The sequence below is a fragment of the Acrocarpospora phusangensis genome (genome assembly GCF_016862995.1).
Lineage (GTDB): Bacteria > Actinomycetota > Actinomycetes > Streptosporangiales > Streptosporangiaceae > Acrocarpospora > Acrocarpospora phusangensis.
In genome coordinates this window covers 24,359-39,146 of record NZ_BOOA01000075.1, presented here as the reverse complement: position 1 = coordinate 39,146, position 14,788 = coordinate 24,359, and the positions used below count along the sequence as shown (strand labels likewise).

Genomic DNA, 14,788 nt, shown 5'->3' with positions numbered 1-14,788 from the left:
GCTGGACTGAGGAACGCAGGGTCGCGAAGCGGCCCGGAGAGACGAGGGAAGACGCCGGCTGCGAAGCGGCCAAGCCCGCCGATCCGGAGGATCGGCCATAGACAAGGAGCACCCGAAGCGATGTCTGACAACGAGACCCAGTTCGTGATCATCGGTGGTGGCCTGGCCGGCGCCAAGGCCGCGGAGACCCTGCGCGCCGAGCGGTTCGACGGCCCGCTGACGATCATCGCCGCCGAGCAGGAGCGCCCGTACGAGCGGCCGCCGCTCTCCAAGGGGTACCTGCAGGGCGCGTCCGAGCTCAACGAGGTCTACGTGCACGAGGAGGGCTGGTACCGCGAGCACGACGTGGACCTGCGCCTCGGCGTCGCGGCCACCCGGGTGGCGCCCGGGGAGCGGGTGGTGGAGCTGGCGAACGGGGAGCGGGTGCCGTACCGCAAACTGCTGATCGCGACCGGAGCCACGCCGCGCCCGCTGCCGGTGGACGGCGCGGACCTGGACGGCGTGCACTACCTGCGCACGCTGGCCGACAGCCAGGCGCTGCGGGCCGGCTTCGGCCACGGCGGCGACGTGGTGATCATCGGGGCGGGCTGGATCGGCCTGGAGACGGCCGCCGCCGCCCGCAAGGCCGGCTGCCGGGTGGTCGTGGTCGAGCCCGAGCCCACGCCGCTCCACCGCACGCTCGGCAGGCAGCTGGGCGAGGTCTTCGCCGACCTGCACCGGCGCAACGGCGTCACGTTCCGGTTCGGCGCCACCGTGACCCGGCTGCGGGGCGAGGGCGGGCAGGTGCGCGAGGTCGTGCTGGACGACGGCCAGGCGCTGCCCGCCGACGACGTGGTGGTGGGCATCGGCGCCACCCCCAACGTCGAACTGGCCAGGGCCGCCGGCCTGGAGGTGCGCAGCGGCATCGTGGTGGACGAGACCCTGCGCAGCGCCGACCCCGACATCTACGCCGCCGGGGACGTCGCCGAGCACGCGCATCCCCTGCTGGGCCGCCACATCCGGGTGGAGCACTGGGCCAACGCCCTCAACCAGGGCCCGGCCGCGGCCCGCGCCATGCTGGGCCTGCCCGGCCGCTACGACCTGCTGCCCTACTTCTACACCGACCAGTACGAACTCGGCATGGAGTTCTCCGGCGACATCGAGGGCCACGACCAGGTCGTCATCCGCGGCGCCGACCTGGAGTTCATCGCGTTCTGGCTGCGCGAGGGCCACGTGATCGCCGGGATGAACGTCAACGTCTGGGACGTGGTGGACGACATCCAGGCGCTGATCCGCTCCGGCCGCCAGGTGGACCCGGCCGAGCTCGCCGACCCCGAAACCCCGTTCTAACCGGACCGAGACCGCCGTCGGTTACAAAAGAGAGGAAGAGTTTCGATACCGTCACGCGGGTGGAGTTCATGCGATCGGGGACACTGGCGCTCGTTCTGCTCACGGCCGCGTGCAGCGCACCGGCCGGAGTGGCGGGCGTGAGCACGATGCCCCCCTCGCCGCGCGCGCTGTCGGCCGCCGACCCGACCGTGGACGGCACCGCCACCCCCGGCCCGACGTTCGCCGCGGCCGTCGTGCCGCCCCCCGGCGACGAACCGGTACGCCTCCCGCCGCCCAAGGTCTCCCGGTTCAGCTACGTCTTCCCGGTCAAGGGCTGCAAGGTCACGTACGAGCGCAAGCGCCTGGTGCTCCCCAAGTCCACCATCTGGGCCGGGCGCGGCTGCGCCTTCGTCGCCCCGGTGGACGGCGTGGTCCACGAGGTCAACGTGCAGAACCGGTGGAAGCCCTCCACCGACCAGGGCGCCCACCGGGAAGGCCGGTACGTCACCGTCCTGGGCGAGGACGGCGTGCTCTACCTCGGCGGCCACCTGGACACGGTCGAGCCCTCCGTACGGGCCGGCGTGAAGGTCAAGGCCGGGAAGGTGCTGGGCCGGGTGGGCAACACCGGCAACGCCAGGAGCACGGCGAGCAACCTGTACTTCGCGATCAGCTGGCCCACGCCCGGCGGGTACTGGTGGATCCGGCGCGGCATGGTCGATCCGTGGACGTACCTGGACGCCTGGTGGGACGGCAACCCCACGCTGTCGCCGCGGCCGGCCGTACGGGCCCTGCGGAAGCGGGTCGGCACGCTCCCGGGCTGCTCGGTGCTGTGCGCCGGCAAGGAGCAGCCGCCCAAGCCCAAGCCGACGCCCAAGCCGGAGGAGACCGAGGAGCCGCCGGTGATCATCCCATTCACCACCGAGCCCGCCCGTTCCGGCCAATAGACTCACCACGTGGCAGGCAGGATCAGTGATGAGGACATCGCGCTCGTGCGGGAACGCTCGCAGATCGCCGATGTGGTGGGGGACTACGTCCAGCTCCGGAACGCGGGCGGCGGCAACCTGAAGGGGCTGTGCCCCTTCCACGACGAGAAGTCGCCGTCGTTCAACGTCACGCCCGCGCGGGGGATGTACTTCTGCTTCGGCTGCTCCGAGGGCGGCGACGTCATCACCTTCATCCAGAAGATCGACGCGCTCACCTTCGCGGAGGCGGTCGAGCGCCTGGCCCAGCGGGCCGGCATCCAGCTCCGCTACGAGCAGGGCGGCTACGTGCCCGGCCGCCAGCAGGGCGAGCGCTCCCGCCTGATCGAGGCGCACCGGGCCGCCGCCGAGTTCTTCGCCGCCCAGCTGTCCAGCCCCGAGGCCGCCGCGGGCCGCCGCTTCCTGTCCGGGCGCGGCTTCGAACGCGTCGACGCCGAGCACTTCGGCGTCGGCTACGCCCCCAACGAGTGGGAGGCGCTCACCCGCCACCTGATGTCCCGCGGCTTCACCGCCCAGGAACTGATCCGCGGCGGACTGGCCGCCGAGGGCCGCCGCGGCCCGCGCGACCGCTTCCGCGGCCGCCTGATCTGGCCCATCCGCGACATCACCGGCGACGTCATCGGCTTCGGCGCGCGCAAGCTCCTCGACGCCGACGACGGCCCCAAATACCTCAACACCCCGGAAAGCCCGATCTACCACAAGAGCTCGGTCCTGTACGGCATCGACCTCGCCAAACGCGAGATCTCCAAGCGCTCCCAGGCCGTCATCGTGGAGGGCTACACCGACGTCATGGCCCTGCACCTGGCCGGTGTCCCCACGGCCGTGGCCACCTGCGGCACCGCCTTCGGTGAGGACCACATCAAGGTGCTCAGGCGCATCCTGTTCGACCAGGGCCAGGGCGAGGTCATCTTCACCTTTGACGGCGACTCGGCCGGGCAGAAGGCCGCCCTGCGCGCCTTCCAGGACGAGCAGAAATTCGTCACCCAGACCTACGTGGCGGTCCAGCCCGACGGCCTGGACCCGTGCGACCTGCGGGTCAAGCAGGGCGACGCGGCCGTCCGGGACCTGATCGCCAGCCGCGAGCCGCTGTTCGCGTTCGCCATCCGCAGCGTCATCGCCCGCTTCGACCTCAACACCAACGAGGGCAAGCTCTCCGCCCTGGACGCGGCCGCCCCCGTGGTCGCCTCCATCAAGGACCGGGCCCTGCGCGGCATGTACGCGGTGGACCTCGACCGCTGGCTCGGCATCATGAACGAACGTTTCGTGGTCGAGCGCATCCAGGAGATCGCCGCCCGCCCGGCCGAGACCCGCCCGGCCCCCCGTACGGCCCGGCCGGCCGCCGCCGCAGGGAACGCGGCCGACCCGCTGGCCCGGCTGGAGGCGGAGGCCCTGAAGCTGGCCGTCCAGCGGCCCGCCCTGCTCGGCCCCGAGTTCGACGCCCTCGGCGCCGACGCCTTCACCCAGCCCGAGCACATCGCCCTCTACGAGCTCATCGCCGCGACCGGCGGCACCGCGACCGGCGGCTCCGGCGGCAGGGAGTGGGTCGAACGCCTCCTGGGCGGCGCCACCGACGAGCTCCGCCCCCTGGTCACCCGGTTCGCCGTGGAACCCGTCCGCGCCGACGTGAACGCCGAAGAACGGTACGGCGCGGGCGTGCTGACGAAACTCCAGGAGATCACCGTGGGCCGCGCGTTGGACCGGTTGAAATCGCGAATGCAACGCCTCAACCCGGTCGAGGAGCAGCAGGAGTACAACCGCATGTTCGCCGAACTGGTGGCGCTGGAGCAGCAGCGGCGCGTGTTGAGAGAACGCGCTGCCGGGGCGTGAATAACAATACTTTCCTGATCTCACAGCGCCGAAACACTGGTTTGATATCGATTCGGTAATGACGTTCGTCTTACCTTCGGTGACAAAAATAGGCCTGCCGTTTTGTTGTGCCTATACCGCAGACTGTGTTCCGTGGGTGCATCGGTGCTACCAAGCGGGCCGCCATCGGTAGACCAGGTGGCGGAGCTCGTCGTGAAGGGAAGGGAGCGCGGGAGCGTCACGGTAGACGACGTGGCCGCCGCGCTCGACCGATCCGAGCTGCCTGCGGACGCGCTTGAGCGCGTCGTGCGCATGCTCGCCGAGAACGGGGTTGAGGTCCTCGAGCCGCAAGGCGACGAGGAGGCCGCCAAGCCCGACGAGGAGGACGTCGGCAAACGGGCGCCGACGAGCGACCTGGTCCGCATCTACCTCCGGGAGATCGGGCGGGTGCCGCTGCTCACGGCCGAGGAGGAGGTGGAGCTCGCCAAGGCCATCGAGGCCGGTCTGTTCGCCGAGGACAAGCTCTGCGAGACGCCCTCCATCCGGCTGGCCAGGCCCGAGTTCGAGGATCTCGTCTGGGAGGGCGTGCGCGCCAAGCAGCGGCTGATCGAGGCCAACCTGCGGCTCGTGGTCTCCATCGCGAAACGATATGTCGGCCGTGGAATGTTGTTCCTGGACCTGATCCAGGAAGGCAATCTCGGTCTCATCCGCGCGGTCGAGAAATTCGACTACACCAAGGGATATAAGTTTTCCACGTATGCGACGTGGTGGATTCGCCAGGCGATCACAAGGGCGATCGCGGATCAGGCGCGGACAATTCGAATTCCCGTCCACATGGTTGAGACCATCAACAAATTAGTACGGGTGCAGCGCCAGCTCCACCAGGATCTCGGCCGCGAACCGGCTCCCGAGGAGATCGCCGCGGAGATGGACCTGCCGATCGACCGGGTGATCGAGATCCAGCGCATCGCGCAGGAGCCGGTCTCCCTGCAGTCCCCGATCGGCGAGGAGGACTCCGACCTCGGCGACTTCATCGAGGACGCCGACGCCGTGGTCCCGATCGAGGCGGCCGCGTTCATCATGCTCCAGGACCAGCTGGACGACATCCTGGCCACCCTCTCCGAGCGTGAGCAGCGCATCATCCAGCTGCGCTTCGGCCTGGCCGACGGGCACCCGCGGACGCTGGAGGAGGTGGGCCGCGAGTTCGGGGTGACCCGCGAGCGCATCCGCCAGATCGAGTCCAAAACCTTGGCCAAACTCCGGCACCCCACCCGCGCCCAGATGCTCAGGGACTACCTCGACTAGCTGTGACATTGGCCGCGCCTGCGGCACGGCGGGCTCGGCCGCTCCTCAGCCGGCGTCTTCCCTCGTCTCTCCGGCCGCTCCGCGACCTGCGTTCCTCAGTCCAGACGCCGGCGCGGCCGAGCCGCATGATTGCCGTGGATGGAGGGATGGCTGCGGGGTAAGAAGGTTTGGGCGTTCAGACGCCGGCGCGGCCGAGTCGGTATACGACTACCGGGTGATGGTTGCCCGGTAGTCGTTTTGTTTTGCCGTTATTCGGGCCAGAGTGAGTTTTGGATTGTGTCGACGAAGTCACCGCGGGTGAAACCGGGGACGAAGTGCTGGAGCACGTCGGCTTTGACGTTTCCGAAGGTGGTTTCCGGTCTGGGGGCGATGCCGTCGGTGAACGCCTTCAGGATGCGGCGTTTGAAGTCCGGGCGCGGATGCATGGCCGTGATCGCGGCGCGGTCCTCGGGCCGGATGTCGTTGTAGCCGATGCCGAGCACGTCGTACTCGACGCCGGCGGTGAGCAGGGCGACCTCCGGCTCCATGAACTCCGGGATGCCGGGCGTGGTGTGCAGGGCGATGGCGGTCCACACCCGGCGCACGCTGTCGTCGGGGAGGCCGTGGTCGCGCAAGAAACGGCGGGCCTCGTCGGCGCTGTCGACCTCGAACCGCCGGCCGCTGCCGCGGAACGGTGTGCCGAGGCCCACGTCGTGGAACATCGCGCTGACGTAGAGCAGCTCCGGGTCGAAGCTCAGGCCGCGGTTGAGGCCCTGCAGGCTGCCGAACCAGTAGACCCGGCGGGAATGGTTGTAGATCAGCTCGGAGGTCGTGTCGCGGACGAGTTCCGTGGCCATGGCGGCGATCTTCGTGTCCGGCACGGCGACTCCGGCCACCTGAGGTTCCATCATGGTTTCCTCCCGTTCTGGCGGATCACACCGGGGGAGGGGAGCCTCTGGAGGGGCAGGTCAGAGATGGGCGAGCGGGCGCAGGGCGTGGCGACCGGGCGTGATCGGGCGTCAGAGTAGTTTCTTCTCATGCGTCTTTTTGGATCCCGGCTCCCCGCCGACGTCCGCACCGCCCTGCACGGCGAGCGCCCGCTCAGCCACGCGCTCACCGCCGGGGGCGGCTACGCGGTCGCCACCCTGACGGCCCTCCATCTGCCCGGCGGGCTCCGGGTGCCCTGGCACCAGGTGGACCGCGCCGTCTGGGACCAGGAGGGCGTCACGGTCGTCATGACGGGCGGCACCCAGCACCGCATCGATCTGCCGGATCCCGGCCTGCTGCCCGAGACGATCAGGGAGCGGGTCACCAACTCGATCCTGGCCAGCAGGTACGTCCGCCTGGGCGAGCACGGCGGAGTCCGCCTGGTGGCGCGCCGCATCGCCGGGCAGGACACGGTCGAGTGGGAGTTCGTCTACGACCCTGAGCTGGACCCGGCCGATCCGGGCGTGCGCGCGGCCGTGGAGCAGGCGCTCGAAGAGGTCAGACGCGCCCTGGGCGTCTGACCTGGCCGGTCCGGCCGTGAGCGTGATCGGGAGGTGATGCGGGCTCGCCGTCCAACGGTCCCGCCCGCCGCCACACCTGATCTGGGTCATCTGGTCCAAGTCACCTGGTCCGGGTCGCCTGGTCCGGGTCGCCTGGTCCGGGTCGCCTGGTCCGGGCGAACCGGATCAGGTGACCCGGTCGATGTCGGACTCGGGCCAGCCGGTGGGGCTGGTCACCTTCTCCCGCTCGCGGTGCTCGGCCCTGCCCCGGAACGGGCTCTTGTCGCCGAGTTTGTCGTCAGCCAGGTCTTTGGCGGCGTTCGCGGCCCTGGACACGCGTGCGCCCAGCAGACCGGCCGCCTCCTGCACGCGGGGGTTGTCGGCCACCCGCTGCGCCGCGCCCTTGAGCTGCTCGTACCGCTCGCGCCCGGCCCTGGTGCCCAGGACATACCCGACACCCAGCCCGGCGACGAACAACATCTTCCTTCGCATTCTCCACCTCCCCGCTCATGCCTAACCGGTCCCCTACCCCCAGGATCGGTATCTATCCAACCTGAGCGGATGCGCCCCCGCCGCCCCGCCCTAATGGATGTGACAGAGGACCCCCTGAGTGCGCTAATCTAGTTCCGCACCGCAGGAAAGGCCGGAGGCCGGAACCTACGGCGTCAATCCCGTGTAGCTCAATCGGCAGAGCAGCCGGCTGTTAACCGGCAGGTTATAGGTTCGAGTCCTATCGCGGGAGCACCACCGCGGACCTCGCTGGAGTCTTCCAGCGAGGTTTCGTCGTTTCGGGCCCTGCGGCGGCACCCCGATTGGCTCGCGGGTAGCGGCGATGGTTCGGCGGAGACGGAGTCTCCGGCGCGGTGAAGCGTCGCGTGGCTCAGGGCAGCGGGGAGTGGTCCGGGAGAGACAGGCGGAGTACCCAGAGGCTGTGCTCGGGTACTGAGGAGAGCCGGTAGCGGATGCCGTTGACGGTGGCGCGCCGGTAGCGCGGCCATCCGGCCTTGGGTAGTGCGTCGTCGGCCCTGCCGCGGAACGGGATCCCGGCGCAGTCGCGCAGGAAGCCGGTCGCGGCGGCGGGGGCGCTGCCGTACGCCTGGCAGGAGATCGTGTGCACCCGTCCGGGACGGCGGCCCCCGAGCACGGCGGAGAGGCGGCCGCCGGCTTCCTGGTGGACGCTGCCGTGCTGGGTGATCCCGGCCGGGCCGCGTTCCTCCACGAACCGGATGCCCCAGTGCTCGGTCAGATGCTCCTGTACGGCGGTGAGGCGGAGCCCGCCCGGCCCCGCGTCCTCGGAGCCCACCGGATAGACCCCGCATCCGGCGGTGACCCCCATCCCCGCCCCGAGCATGGCGATAATACGCTTCATCGGCCCTCCCGTGACTACCGAGCGCGTCCGGAAAGATTCTCGCAGTAACGGCCTGGAAAGCCTCGCAACGTTCCGTCGCCATTCGTGCACAGATTTGGATGACAAATGGTCGGACAGTGGCAGAAAATGTGATCTGCCGCGCCGTGCGTGGCAGCCGCGGATCGACATGCGCAGCGGTGGGGAGGGCCACCGCTAGAGGGTCGCAGCGCCGCCCGGAATCGGCGTGGGGGCCCGCGAGCGGAATGTGGCGGTTTCAGGGTGGGCACGTGGTGGAAGAAGGTCGCGAAAGCCGTACAGCACGAGGGTCGCGAGGGTGAGGGGGTGGACAGGCAGGCGGCGGAGGAGTTCATCCGGCTGTATCACGCGGAGAATCCGGCAGCGGGGTCGGGGCGGCCCCGGGTCCGTGACGTCCTGGCGGAGATCGACCGTACCGGGATGTACACGCACACGCCCGGGGAGCTGGCGTTCGGGGCGCGGGTAGCCTGGCGGAACAGCAGCCGGTGCATCGGGCGGCTCTACTGGCGGTCGCTGCGGATCAGGGACCGGCGGCACGTGGACACCGCCGACGGGATCGTCGACGAATGCGTGGAGCACCTGCGCGTGGCGGGCAACCGGGGCAGGATCCGGCCCACCATCACCGTGTTCGCGCCCGACCGGCCCGGCAAGCCGGCGGCGCGGATCAGGAACGACCAGCTGATCAGGTACGCGGGGCATCGGCAGCCGGACGGGTCCGTGGTGGGCGACCCGGTCAACGCCGAGCTCACCGACCGGGCCCGTGCGCTCGGCTGGCAGCCGTCCGGCGGCCGGTTCGAGGTGCTCCCGCTGCTCATCGACGTGAAGGGCGTCACCGAACTGCGTACCGTCCCCGAGGAGGTGGTCATGGAAGTGCCGATCACGCATCCGCACTATCCCTGGTTCGCCGATCTCGGCCTGCGCTGGCACGCCGTGCCCGCGATCTCCAACATGTGCCTGGAGATCGGCGGCCTCTGCTACCCCACCGCCCCCTTCAACGGGTGGTACATGGGCACCGAGATCGGCGCCCGCAACCTCGCCGACGCCGACCGGTACGACCAGCTCCCGCTGATCGCCCGCCGTCTGGGCATGGACACCAGCAACGACCGCACGCTCTGGCGCGACCACGCCCTGGTCGAGCTCAACGTCGCCGTGCTGCACTCCTACGCGGAGGCCGGGGTCACCATGACCGACCACCACACCGAGGCCCGGCGCTTCATGACGCACCTGGAGAAGGAGGAGCGCTCCGGCCGCGTCTGCCCCGCCGACTGGTCCTGGATCGTGCCACCCCTGTCCGGCGCGCTCACCCCCGTCTTCCACCGCTACTACGACGACGTACGGCTCACGCCGGCGTTCGCCCACCACACGCCTGTTGCCGCCCCCACCGGCGATAGAACATAATTCGGTCCTGAGAGGGGAACCCATGACCGAGGAACTGGTGCTGACCGACCTGGCCGACGGTGTGCTCGTGCTCACGTTCAACCGGCCCGACCGGCTGAACGCGTGGACCGACGAGATGGGCCGGCGTTACTTCGACCTGCTGGAGGAGGCCGAGCAGAACCCCGAGGTCCGGGTGGTCGTGGTGACCGGCGCGGGCAAGGGCTTCTGCGCGGGCGCCGACTTCCAGACACTCACCGCCATCCAGACCGGCGAGTACGCGAGCGAGCCCGACAAACGCCCGCACACCTTCCCGGTGTCGATCAACAAGCCGATCATCGCGGCCGTCAACGGCGCCTGCGCCGGCCTCGGCATGGTCCACGCCCTCGTCTGCGACCTCGTCTTCACCGCCGCCGACGCCAAGTGGACCACCGCCTTCTCCCGCCGCGGCCTCATCGCCGAGTACGGCATGGCCTGGGTGCTGCCCAAACTGATCGGCCAGGCCCGCGCGCTGGACCTGCTGCTGTCCGGCCGTACCTTCACGGGGGCCGAGGCGGAGCGGCTGGGGCTGGTGCTCCGGGCCGTACCGGGGGAGCAGTTGCTGGCCGAGACGCTCGCCTACGCGCGGGACCTGGCCACCAACAGTTCGCCCGCGTCGATGGCGGTGATCAAGCGGCAGGTGTGGGGTGACTGGGACCAGGGCCTGGACGACTCCCGCGAGGCCGCGGAGCGGCTGATGGCGCAGTCGTTCACCCGTCCCGACTTCGCGGAGGGCGTCGCCAGCTTCCTGGAGCGCCGCCCGCCGGAGTTCCCGCCGCTCATGGAGCCAACTTCATGATCAGCGTGCTCTCGCCCACCGCCGACTGACCGTATTTCTGGCGGAACGCCTGGGTAACCGGGCCCTGGTCCGCGCCGTCCCCGGCGCCGGCCCGGCTCAGCGTGAAGACCTGGTCGCCGAGCACCAGGTCCAGGCCGTGGGTGCCGTGGTCGGTGAGCTGGGCGAGCATGCGCGCGCCCTCGACGTACCAGACGCCGTCGAGTTCGACGAAGCGGACCTCGCACTCGTGGATCACCGCGCCGCCGTGCCGGATCGAGACGGGCACCTCCATGTACTCGGTGAGCGGCCGGGTGCTCGGGTGGTGCCAGAGCGCCTCGAAGCGTTCGTGCACGAACTCGCCGAGCGGGCTGGACATGACGACTTCCAGGTGCGCGGACGCGGAGGCGCGTACGCCGATCGGGAAGAAGGAGATGAGGCCCTTGTCGTCCCAGCGGTAGAGCTGGATGGACGGGAGCGCGTCGTAGACGCGGACCTGGAAGCGGGCGCGCAGGGGTTCCGGGAGGGTCTGGGTGAACAGGTCGAGGTAGCGCAGGTTGTCGCAGATGACGTCGCGGACCCGGACCGGGCGGATCTCCTCCTCGCGCTGCTCGGCGGCCGTCGAGGACGGGTCGAGCAGCAGCAGCCGCGCCGTCACGCCGTTGCGCAGGGCGGCGCGCAGGCAGTCCAGGAAGCGTTCCCGGCTGGCCTGGCCCTCCAGCAGGTGGCTGCCCACGTCCATGATGGCCACCACGCGTTCGGCCGCCCGGACGTGGTCGCTGTAGCGCTGGTCGTCGAAGAGCGGGTGCTCCTCGACGCGGGAGCGGCGCAACTCCTCGAAGATCGGGTCGATGATCGCGTACGAGAAGGCGATGACCAGCACGCTCGCGCCGATGTTGAGCAGCAGGTCACGCTGGAAGTCCCCGGTCGCGCTGGCCCAGGCCAGGAGTCCCGCGGAGGCGCCGAGGAGGGTGACCACGCCGACCGTACGGCGCGGGCGTAATCGGAACACCGCCCGGCGCCACCAGCGAAGCAGACGCTGCGGCACTGGGCGCCTCCCGGATGATCTCGGCCGTGCCCCTCCATGGTTTGATCATCGGCTCCGATTAGTCAAGACGGTTCAGGTGAGGCGGCGGGCTCCGGCGGCCGGGGTCGCGGTCAGGAAGTCGGGGTCGCGCCAGCCGCGCTCGGCGTACGCGGCCTTGACGGAGTTCCGTACGGACTCGGCGCGTTCGACGGCGACCAGGGCGATCGCGGAGCCGCCGAAGCCGCCGCCGGTCATCCTGGCCCCGCGGGCGCCGCCGCGGACGGCGGACTCCACGGCCACGTCGAGTTCCGGGCAGGAGACCTCGAACTGGTCGCGCAGGGACAGGTGGGAGGCGTTGAGCAGGGCGCCGATCTCGGTCACCGCGCCCGCCCTGAGCAGGCCGATCAGGGCCTCCACCCGGTGGTTCTCGGTGACCACGTGCTGGGTGCGCCTACGCTCCGCGCCGCTCAGCCGGCCGAGGGCCCCGGCCAGGTCGGTGACGTCGCGCAGGGCGGGCACGCCCAGGTGGGCCGCGGCGGCCTCGCACTCCTGGCGGCGGCGGGCGTACTGGCCGTCGGCGAGGGCGTGTTTGACGTTGGTGTTGATGATCAGCAGTTCGAGGCCGTGGGCGGGCAGATCGAACGGGATCTGGCGGCTGCCGAGCGTACGGCAGTCGAGCAGCAGGGCGTGGCCCTCCCTGGCCAGGGCCGAGGTGGCCTGGTCCATGATCCCGCAGGGCATGCCGGCGAAGTCGTTCTCGGCGCGCTGGGCGGTCCTGGCCAGGTCCATGGGGGACTGGGCGAGGGCGTACAGGTCGTTGAGGGCGAAGGCCGTGGCGACCTCCAGGGCCGCGCTGGAGGACAGGCCGGCGCCTTCGGGGATGTCGCCGTCGATGACGAGGTCGGCGCCGCGCACCGGGAGGCCGTTGCCGCGCAGCGCCCAGAACACGCCGACGGGGTAGCGGGCCCAGCCGTGGGCTTCGTCCAGGTGCTCGACGGTCTGGGCTCCCATCTGGAGGGAGAGCAGGCGGATCGTGTCGTCCTGGCGGGGGCTCGCGGCTATGGTGACGCCCCACGGGACCGCGAAGGGGAGGACCAGGCCGTCGTTGTAGTCGGTGTGCTCGCCGATCAGGTTGACGCGGCCCGGGGCATGCCAGACGCCTTCCGGTGCGCTGCCATAGGCATCCACGAAAGCATCAAAAATGCGCATATTTCAACACTCCTCAACAGCGGCCTCACCGTAGGGTAGCGAGTCCTGGGTGATATGCCAGCCTTGGGACTGTGAGTGAGGCGGTGTCGCCGGTCGTTCCGCTGGAGGACGACCGGACCGGCGGGGTGCGGGTGTGGCTGAAGCGCGACGATCTCATCGGGGGCGGGATCTCGGGCAACAAGTGGCGCAAGCTGAAGTACAACGTGGGCGCGGGGGCGGTGGTGACGTTCGGCGGGGCGTACTCCAGCCATGTGCGGGCGGTGGCGGTCGCGGGGGAGAAGTACGGGTTCGCGACGGCCGGGGTGATCCGGGGCGAGGAACGGTTACCGCTCAACCCTGTGCTCGACGACGCGGTCCGCCGGGGAATGCGCCTCAGATACCTCGATCGCACGACATATCGGCTCAAGCACACGACTGAGGTTCTTGAGTGGCTGCGGGGGGAGTATCCGGGCTATCGGATCCTCCCGGAGGGGGGTTCCAACCCGGAGGCCGTACGGGGATGTATGGAGTTACCCGGCGAGATCACGGTCCCTTTCGACGTGATCTGCTGCCCGGTGGGCACCGGGGGGACCCTGGCGGGCATCGCCGCCGGGCTGACTCCCGGTCGGCGCGCGATCGGGTTCTCGGCGCTGCGCGGCGGCTCCTTCCTGAACGACGAGGTCGCCCGGCTCCAGCGCGAAACCCTTGGCGAAACCACCCCCAACTGGCACATCGAGACCGACTACCATTTCGGCGGCTACGCCCGCACGAACGCCCAACTGTCCTCGTTCATCGACGACTTCCACGACCGGCACGGAATCCTCCTCGACCGCGTGTACGTCGCCAAGATGATGTACGGCGTCTTCGACCTGATCGAGTCCGGCGCCTTCGCCTCCGGGACGGCTCTGGTGGCGGTCGTCACGGGAGGCCCGGACCTGCCGCGGTAGCGGAGGGTCGCCGAGCAGGGCGTTGGTAGGCTCGGCTGGTGCTCTTGGCTGACGGAATCTATGCGGTGTTCACCGATCGGCACGGCGGGGTCAGCGGCGAGCCGTACACGTCGCGGAACCTCGGCGGGGCGGTCGGGGACGATCTCGACGCGGTGCTGCGCAATCGTCGTGACACGGCCGTCGAGTTGGGGGTGGATCCCGCCCGCGTGGTGATGATGCGTCAGGTTCACGGGCGGGACGTGCGATTCGTCACCGAGCCCTTCGGGGATGATCCGCCGCCGCTGGACGGGATCTGCACCGACGAGCCGGGGGTCGTGCTCAACGTGCTCGTGGCCGACTGCGCGCCGGTGCTGCTGGCCGATCCGGTGGCCCGGGTCGTCGGCGCCGCCCACTCCGGGCGTCCGGGCACGCGGCTGGGTGTGGTTCCCGCCCTGGTCGAGGCGATGGCGGCGCGCGGGGCGGAGCCGTACCGGATGGTGGCGCTCATCGGGCCCGCCGCGTGCGGGCTCTGCTACGAGGTCCCGGCCGACATGCGGGAGGACGTGGCCAGGGTCGTGCCCGAGGCGTGGGCGACCACCCGGCAGGGCACGCCGGCGGTGGACATCCGCGCCGCGATCGAGGCGCAGCTCCGGAAGTCCGGCGTTTCCGACGTCCGCCACGACGCCCGCTGCACGATAGAGACGCCGGATCTGTACTCCTACCGCCGTGACTCCCGCACCGGTCGCTTCGGCGGGTTCATCTGGCTGGAGTCTCAGGAGACGAAGCAGAACTCGTTGCCCTCGGGGTCCTGAACCACCTGGAACGCGCCCTGAGCGTCACGCTGGAGGGTTCCGGGCACGGACGCCCCGGCGGAAACGGCTTCGCGCACGGCTGATTCGACGTCGTCGACGGTGATGTCCAGATGCAGCCGGTTCTTCGTGGCCTTGCCCTCCGGGACGCGCTGGAACGCGATCCGGACTCCGGCCGGAGGGTCCACGAAGGACCAGCCCGGATCGCGATGCGTCACCTCACCGCCGACGATACGTCCCCAGAAGTCGGCCAACGCCCCGGGCTCCCGGCAATCGACGACGACCTGCGCCACAACTCCGATCATGGACTCCACCGTAGCCACCGGCTCCGGAGGGCTCGCTTCGGGTGTCGCTCGTCTCTGAGAGTGGCCTCAACCGCCGCGTTCGTTGCCGGGCGGGAC

At 70.2% G+C, this 14,788-nt stretch carries 15 protein-coding genes and 1 tRNA gene; 10 read left to right on the top strand and 6 right to left on the bottom strand.

All coding sequences use genetic code 11. From position 1 onward, the window contains the following. Positions 1 to 120 precede the first annotated feature (120 nt). The 4 genes from Aph01nite_RS32550 (at position 121) to rpoD (ending at position 5,399) form a co-directional block, all read left to right on the top strand. Positions 121 to 1,329, top strand: coding sequence for an NAD(P)/FAD-dependent oxidoreductase (locus tag Aph01nite_RS32550; protein WP_204044872.1), 1,209 nt, complete (start codon positions 121 to 123; stop codon positions 1,327 to 1,329). 68 nt (positions 1,330 to 1,397) lie between these two features. After that, the gene (locus Aph01nite_RS32545; protein ID WP_204044880.1) at positions 1,398 to 2,252 is read left to right on the top strand and encodes a M23 family metallopeptidase; all 855 of its coding nucleotides are present in this window, start codon (positions 1,398 to 1,400) and stop codon (positions 2,250 to 2,252) included. A 9-nt stretch (positions 2,253 to 2,261) separates the two neighbouring features. After that, positions 2,262 to 4,115: a DNA primase gene (gene dnaG / locus Aph01nite_RS32540; RefSeq protein WP_204044871.1), complete on the top strand. Its 1,854-nt coding sequence runs from the start codon at positions 2,262 to 2,264 to the stop codon at positions 4,113 to 4,115. Between the two features lie 144 nt (positions 4,116 to 4,259). After that, positions 4,260 to 5,399, top strand: a complete 1,140-nt coding sequence (gene rpoD / locus Aph01nite_RS32535; RefSeq protein WP_204044879.1) for an RNA polymerase sigma factor RpoD — start codon at positions 4,260 to 4,262, stop codon at positions 5,397 to 5,399. Between the two features lie 248 nt (positions 5,400 to 5,647). Here the strand turns inward: rpoD and Aph01nite_RS32530 are convergent, their stop codons facing one another. After that, a complete protein-coding gene (locus Aph01nite_RS32530; protein ID WP_239162150.1) occupies positions 5,648 to 6,289 on the bottom strand; it encodes an HD domain-containing protein in 642 nt (213 codons plus the stop codon). A 126-nt stretch (positions 6,290 to 6,415) separates the two neighbouring features. Here Aph01nite_RS32530 and Aph01nite_RS32525 point away from each other — a divergent pair, with 126 nt between their 5' ends. Beyond that, positions 6,416 to 6,886, top strand: coding sequence for a hypothetical protein (locus Aph01nite_RS32525; protein WP_204044870.1), 471 nt, complete (start codon positions 6,416 to 6,418; stop codon positions 6,884 to 6,886). 165 nt (positions 6,887 to 7,051) lie between these two features. Here the strand turns inward: Aph01nite_RS32525 and Aph01nite_RS32520 are convergent, their stop codons facing one another. After that, positions 7,052 to 7,357 (bottom strand): YtxH domain-containing protein, encoded by a 306-nt coding sequence (locus Aph01nite_RS32520; RefSeq protein ID WP_239162149.1) that lies wholly within the window; start codon positions 7,355 to 7,357, stop codon positions 7,052 to 7,054. Positions 7,358 to 7,534: 177 nt separating this feature from the next. Here Aph01nite_RS32520 and Aph01nite_RS32515 point away from each other — a divergent pair. Then, positions 7,535 to 7,607: transfer RNA gene (locus Aph01nite_RS32515), tRNA-Asn, on the top strand. Positions 7,608 to 7,745: 138 nt separating this feature from the next. Here the strand turns inward: Aph01nite_RS32515 and Aph01nite_RS32510 are convergent. Continuing rightward, positions 7,746 to 8,234: a hypothetical protein gene (locus Aph01nite_RS32510; protein ID WP_204044869.1), complete on the bottom strand. Its 489-nt coding sequence runs from the start codon at positions 8,232 to 8,234 to the stop codon at positions 7,746 to 7,748. Positions 8,235 to 8,492: 258 nt separating this feature from the next. Here Aph01nite_RS32510 and Aph01nite_RS32505 point away from each other — a divergent pair, with 258 nt between their 5' ends. Together Aph01nite_RS32505 and Aph01nite_RS32500 are read left to right on the top strand one after the other, a co-directional pair. Next, positions 8,493 to 9,647 (top strand): nitric oxide synthase oxygenase, encoded by a 1,155-nt coding sequence (locus Aph01nite_RS32505; protein WP_204044868.1) that lies wholly within the window; start codon positions 8,493 to 8,495, stop codon positions 9,645 to 9,647. A 22-nt stretch (positions 9,648 to 9,669) separates the two neighbouring features. Beyond that, positions 9,670 to 10,461, top strand: a complete 792-nt coding sequence (locus Aph01nite_RS32500; RefSeq protein WP_204044867.1) for an enoyl-CoA hydratase — start codon at positions 9,670 to 9,672, stop codon at positions 10,459 to 10,461. On the opposite strand, the gene Aph01nite_RS32495 is transcribed toward Aph01nite_RS32500, so the two are convergent. Both Aph01nite_RS32495 and galK read right to left on the bottom strand, forming a co-directional pair. Next, a complete protein-coding gene (locus tag Aph01nite_RS32495) occupies positions 10,442 to 11,485 on the bottom strand; it encodes a hypothetical protein (RefSeq protein WP_204044866.1) in 1,044 nt (347 codons plus the stop codon). The genes Aph01nite_RS32500 and Aph01nite_RS32495 overlap by 20 nt on opposite strands. Positions 11,486 to 11,557: 72 nt before the next feature. Beyond that, complete coding sequence (galK, locus tag Aph01nite_RS32490) at positions 11,558 to 12,673, bottom strand: galactokinase (RefSeq protein ID WP_204044865.1); 1,116 nt, start codon at positions 12,671 to 12,673, stop codon at positions 11,558 to 11,560. A 71-nt stretch (positions 12,674 to 12,744) separates the two neighbouring features. Here galK and Aph01nite_RS32485 point away from each other — a divergent pair, with 71 nt between their 5' ends. Together Aph01nite_RS32485 and pgeF are read left to right on the top strand one after the other, a co-directional pair. Then, positions 12,745 to 13,599, top strand: coding sequence for a 1-aminocyclopropane-1-carboxylate deaminase/D-cysteine desulfhydrase (locus Aph01nite_RS32485; protein ID WP_239162148.1), 855 nt, complete (start codon positions 12,745 to 12,747; stop codon positions 13,597 to 13,599). A 38-nt stretch (positions 13,600 to 13,637) separates the two neighbouring features. After that, positions 13,638 to 14,390 (top strand): peptidoglycan editing factor PgeF, encoded by a 753-nt coding sequence (gene pgeF / locus Aph01nite_RS32480; RefSeq protein ID WP_239162147.1) that lies wholly within the window; start codon positions 13,638 to 13,640, stop codon positions 14,388 to 14,390. Here pgeF and Aph01nite_RS32475 read toward each other — a convergent pair. Beyond that, positions 14,351 to 14,692 (bottom strand): VOC family protein, encoded by a 342-nt coding sequence (locus tag Aph01nite_RS32475; RefSeq protein WP_239162146.1) that lies wholly within the window; start codon positions 14,690 to 14,692, stop codon positions 14,351 to 14,353. The genes pgeF and Aph01nite_RS32475 overlap by 40 nt on opposite strands. Positions 14,693 to 14,788: the final 96 nt, after the last annotated feature.

What these genes read in the sequence shown, in the direction of transcription:
- Aph01nite_RS32545 (WP_204044880.1), top strand. Translation starts at nt 1,398, where the DNA reads ATGCGATCGGGGACACTGGCGCTCGTTCTGCTCACGGCCGCGTGCAGC.
- Aph01nite_RS32525 (WP_204044870.1), top strand. Translation starts at nt 6,416, where the DNA reads ATGCGTCTTTTTGGATCCCGGCTCCCCGCCGACGTCCGCACCGCCCTG.
- Aph01nite_RS32550 (WP_204044872.1), top strand. Translation starts at nt 121, where the DNA reads ATGTCTGACAACGAGACCCAGTTCGTGATCATCGGTGGTGGCCTGGCC.
- Aph01nite_RS32500 (WP_204044867.1), top strand. Translation starts at nt 9,670, where the DNA reads ATGACCGAGGAACTGGTGCTGACCGACCTGGCCGACGGTGTGCTCGTG.
- Aph01nite_RS32475 (WP_239162146.1), bottom strand. Translation starts at nt 14,692, where the DNA reads ATGATCGGAGTTGTGGCGCAGGTCGTCGTCGATTGCCGGGAGCCCGGG.
- galK (WP_204044865.1), bottom strand. Translation starts at nt 12,673, where the DNA reads ATGCGCATTTTTGATGCTTTCGTGGATGCCTATGGCAGCGCACCGGAA.
- Aph01nite_RS32510 (WP_204044869.1), bottom strand. Translation starts at nt 8,234, where the DNA reads ATGAAGCGTATTATCGCCATGCTCGGGGCGGGGATGGGGGTCACCGCC.
- Aph01nite_RS32530 (WP_239162150.1), bottom strand. Translation starts at nt 6,289, where the DNA reads ATGATGGAACCTCAGGTGGCCGGAGTCGCCGTGCCGGACACGAAGATC.
- Aph01nite_RS32520 (WP_239162149.1), bottom strand. Translation starts at nt 7,357, where the DNA reads ATGCGAAGGAAGATGTTGTTCGTCGCCGGGCTGGGTGTCGGGTATGTC.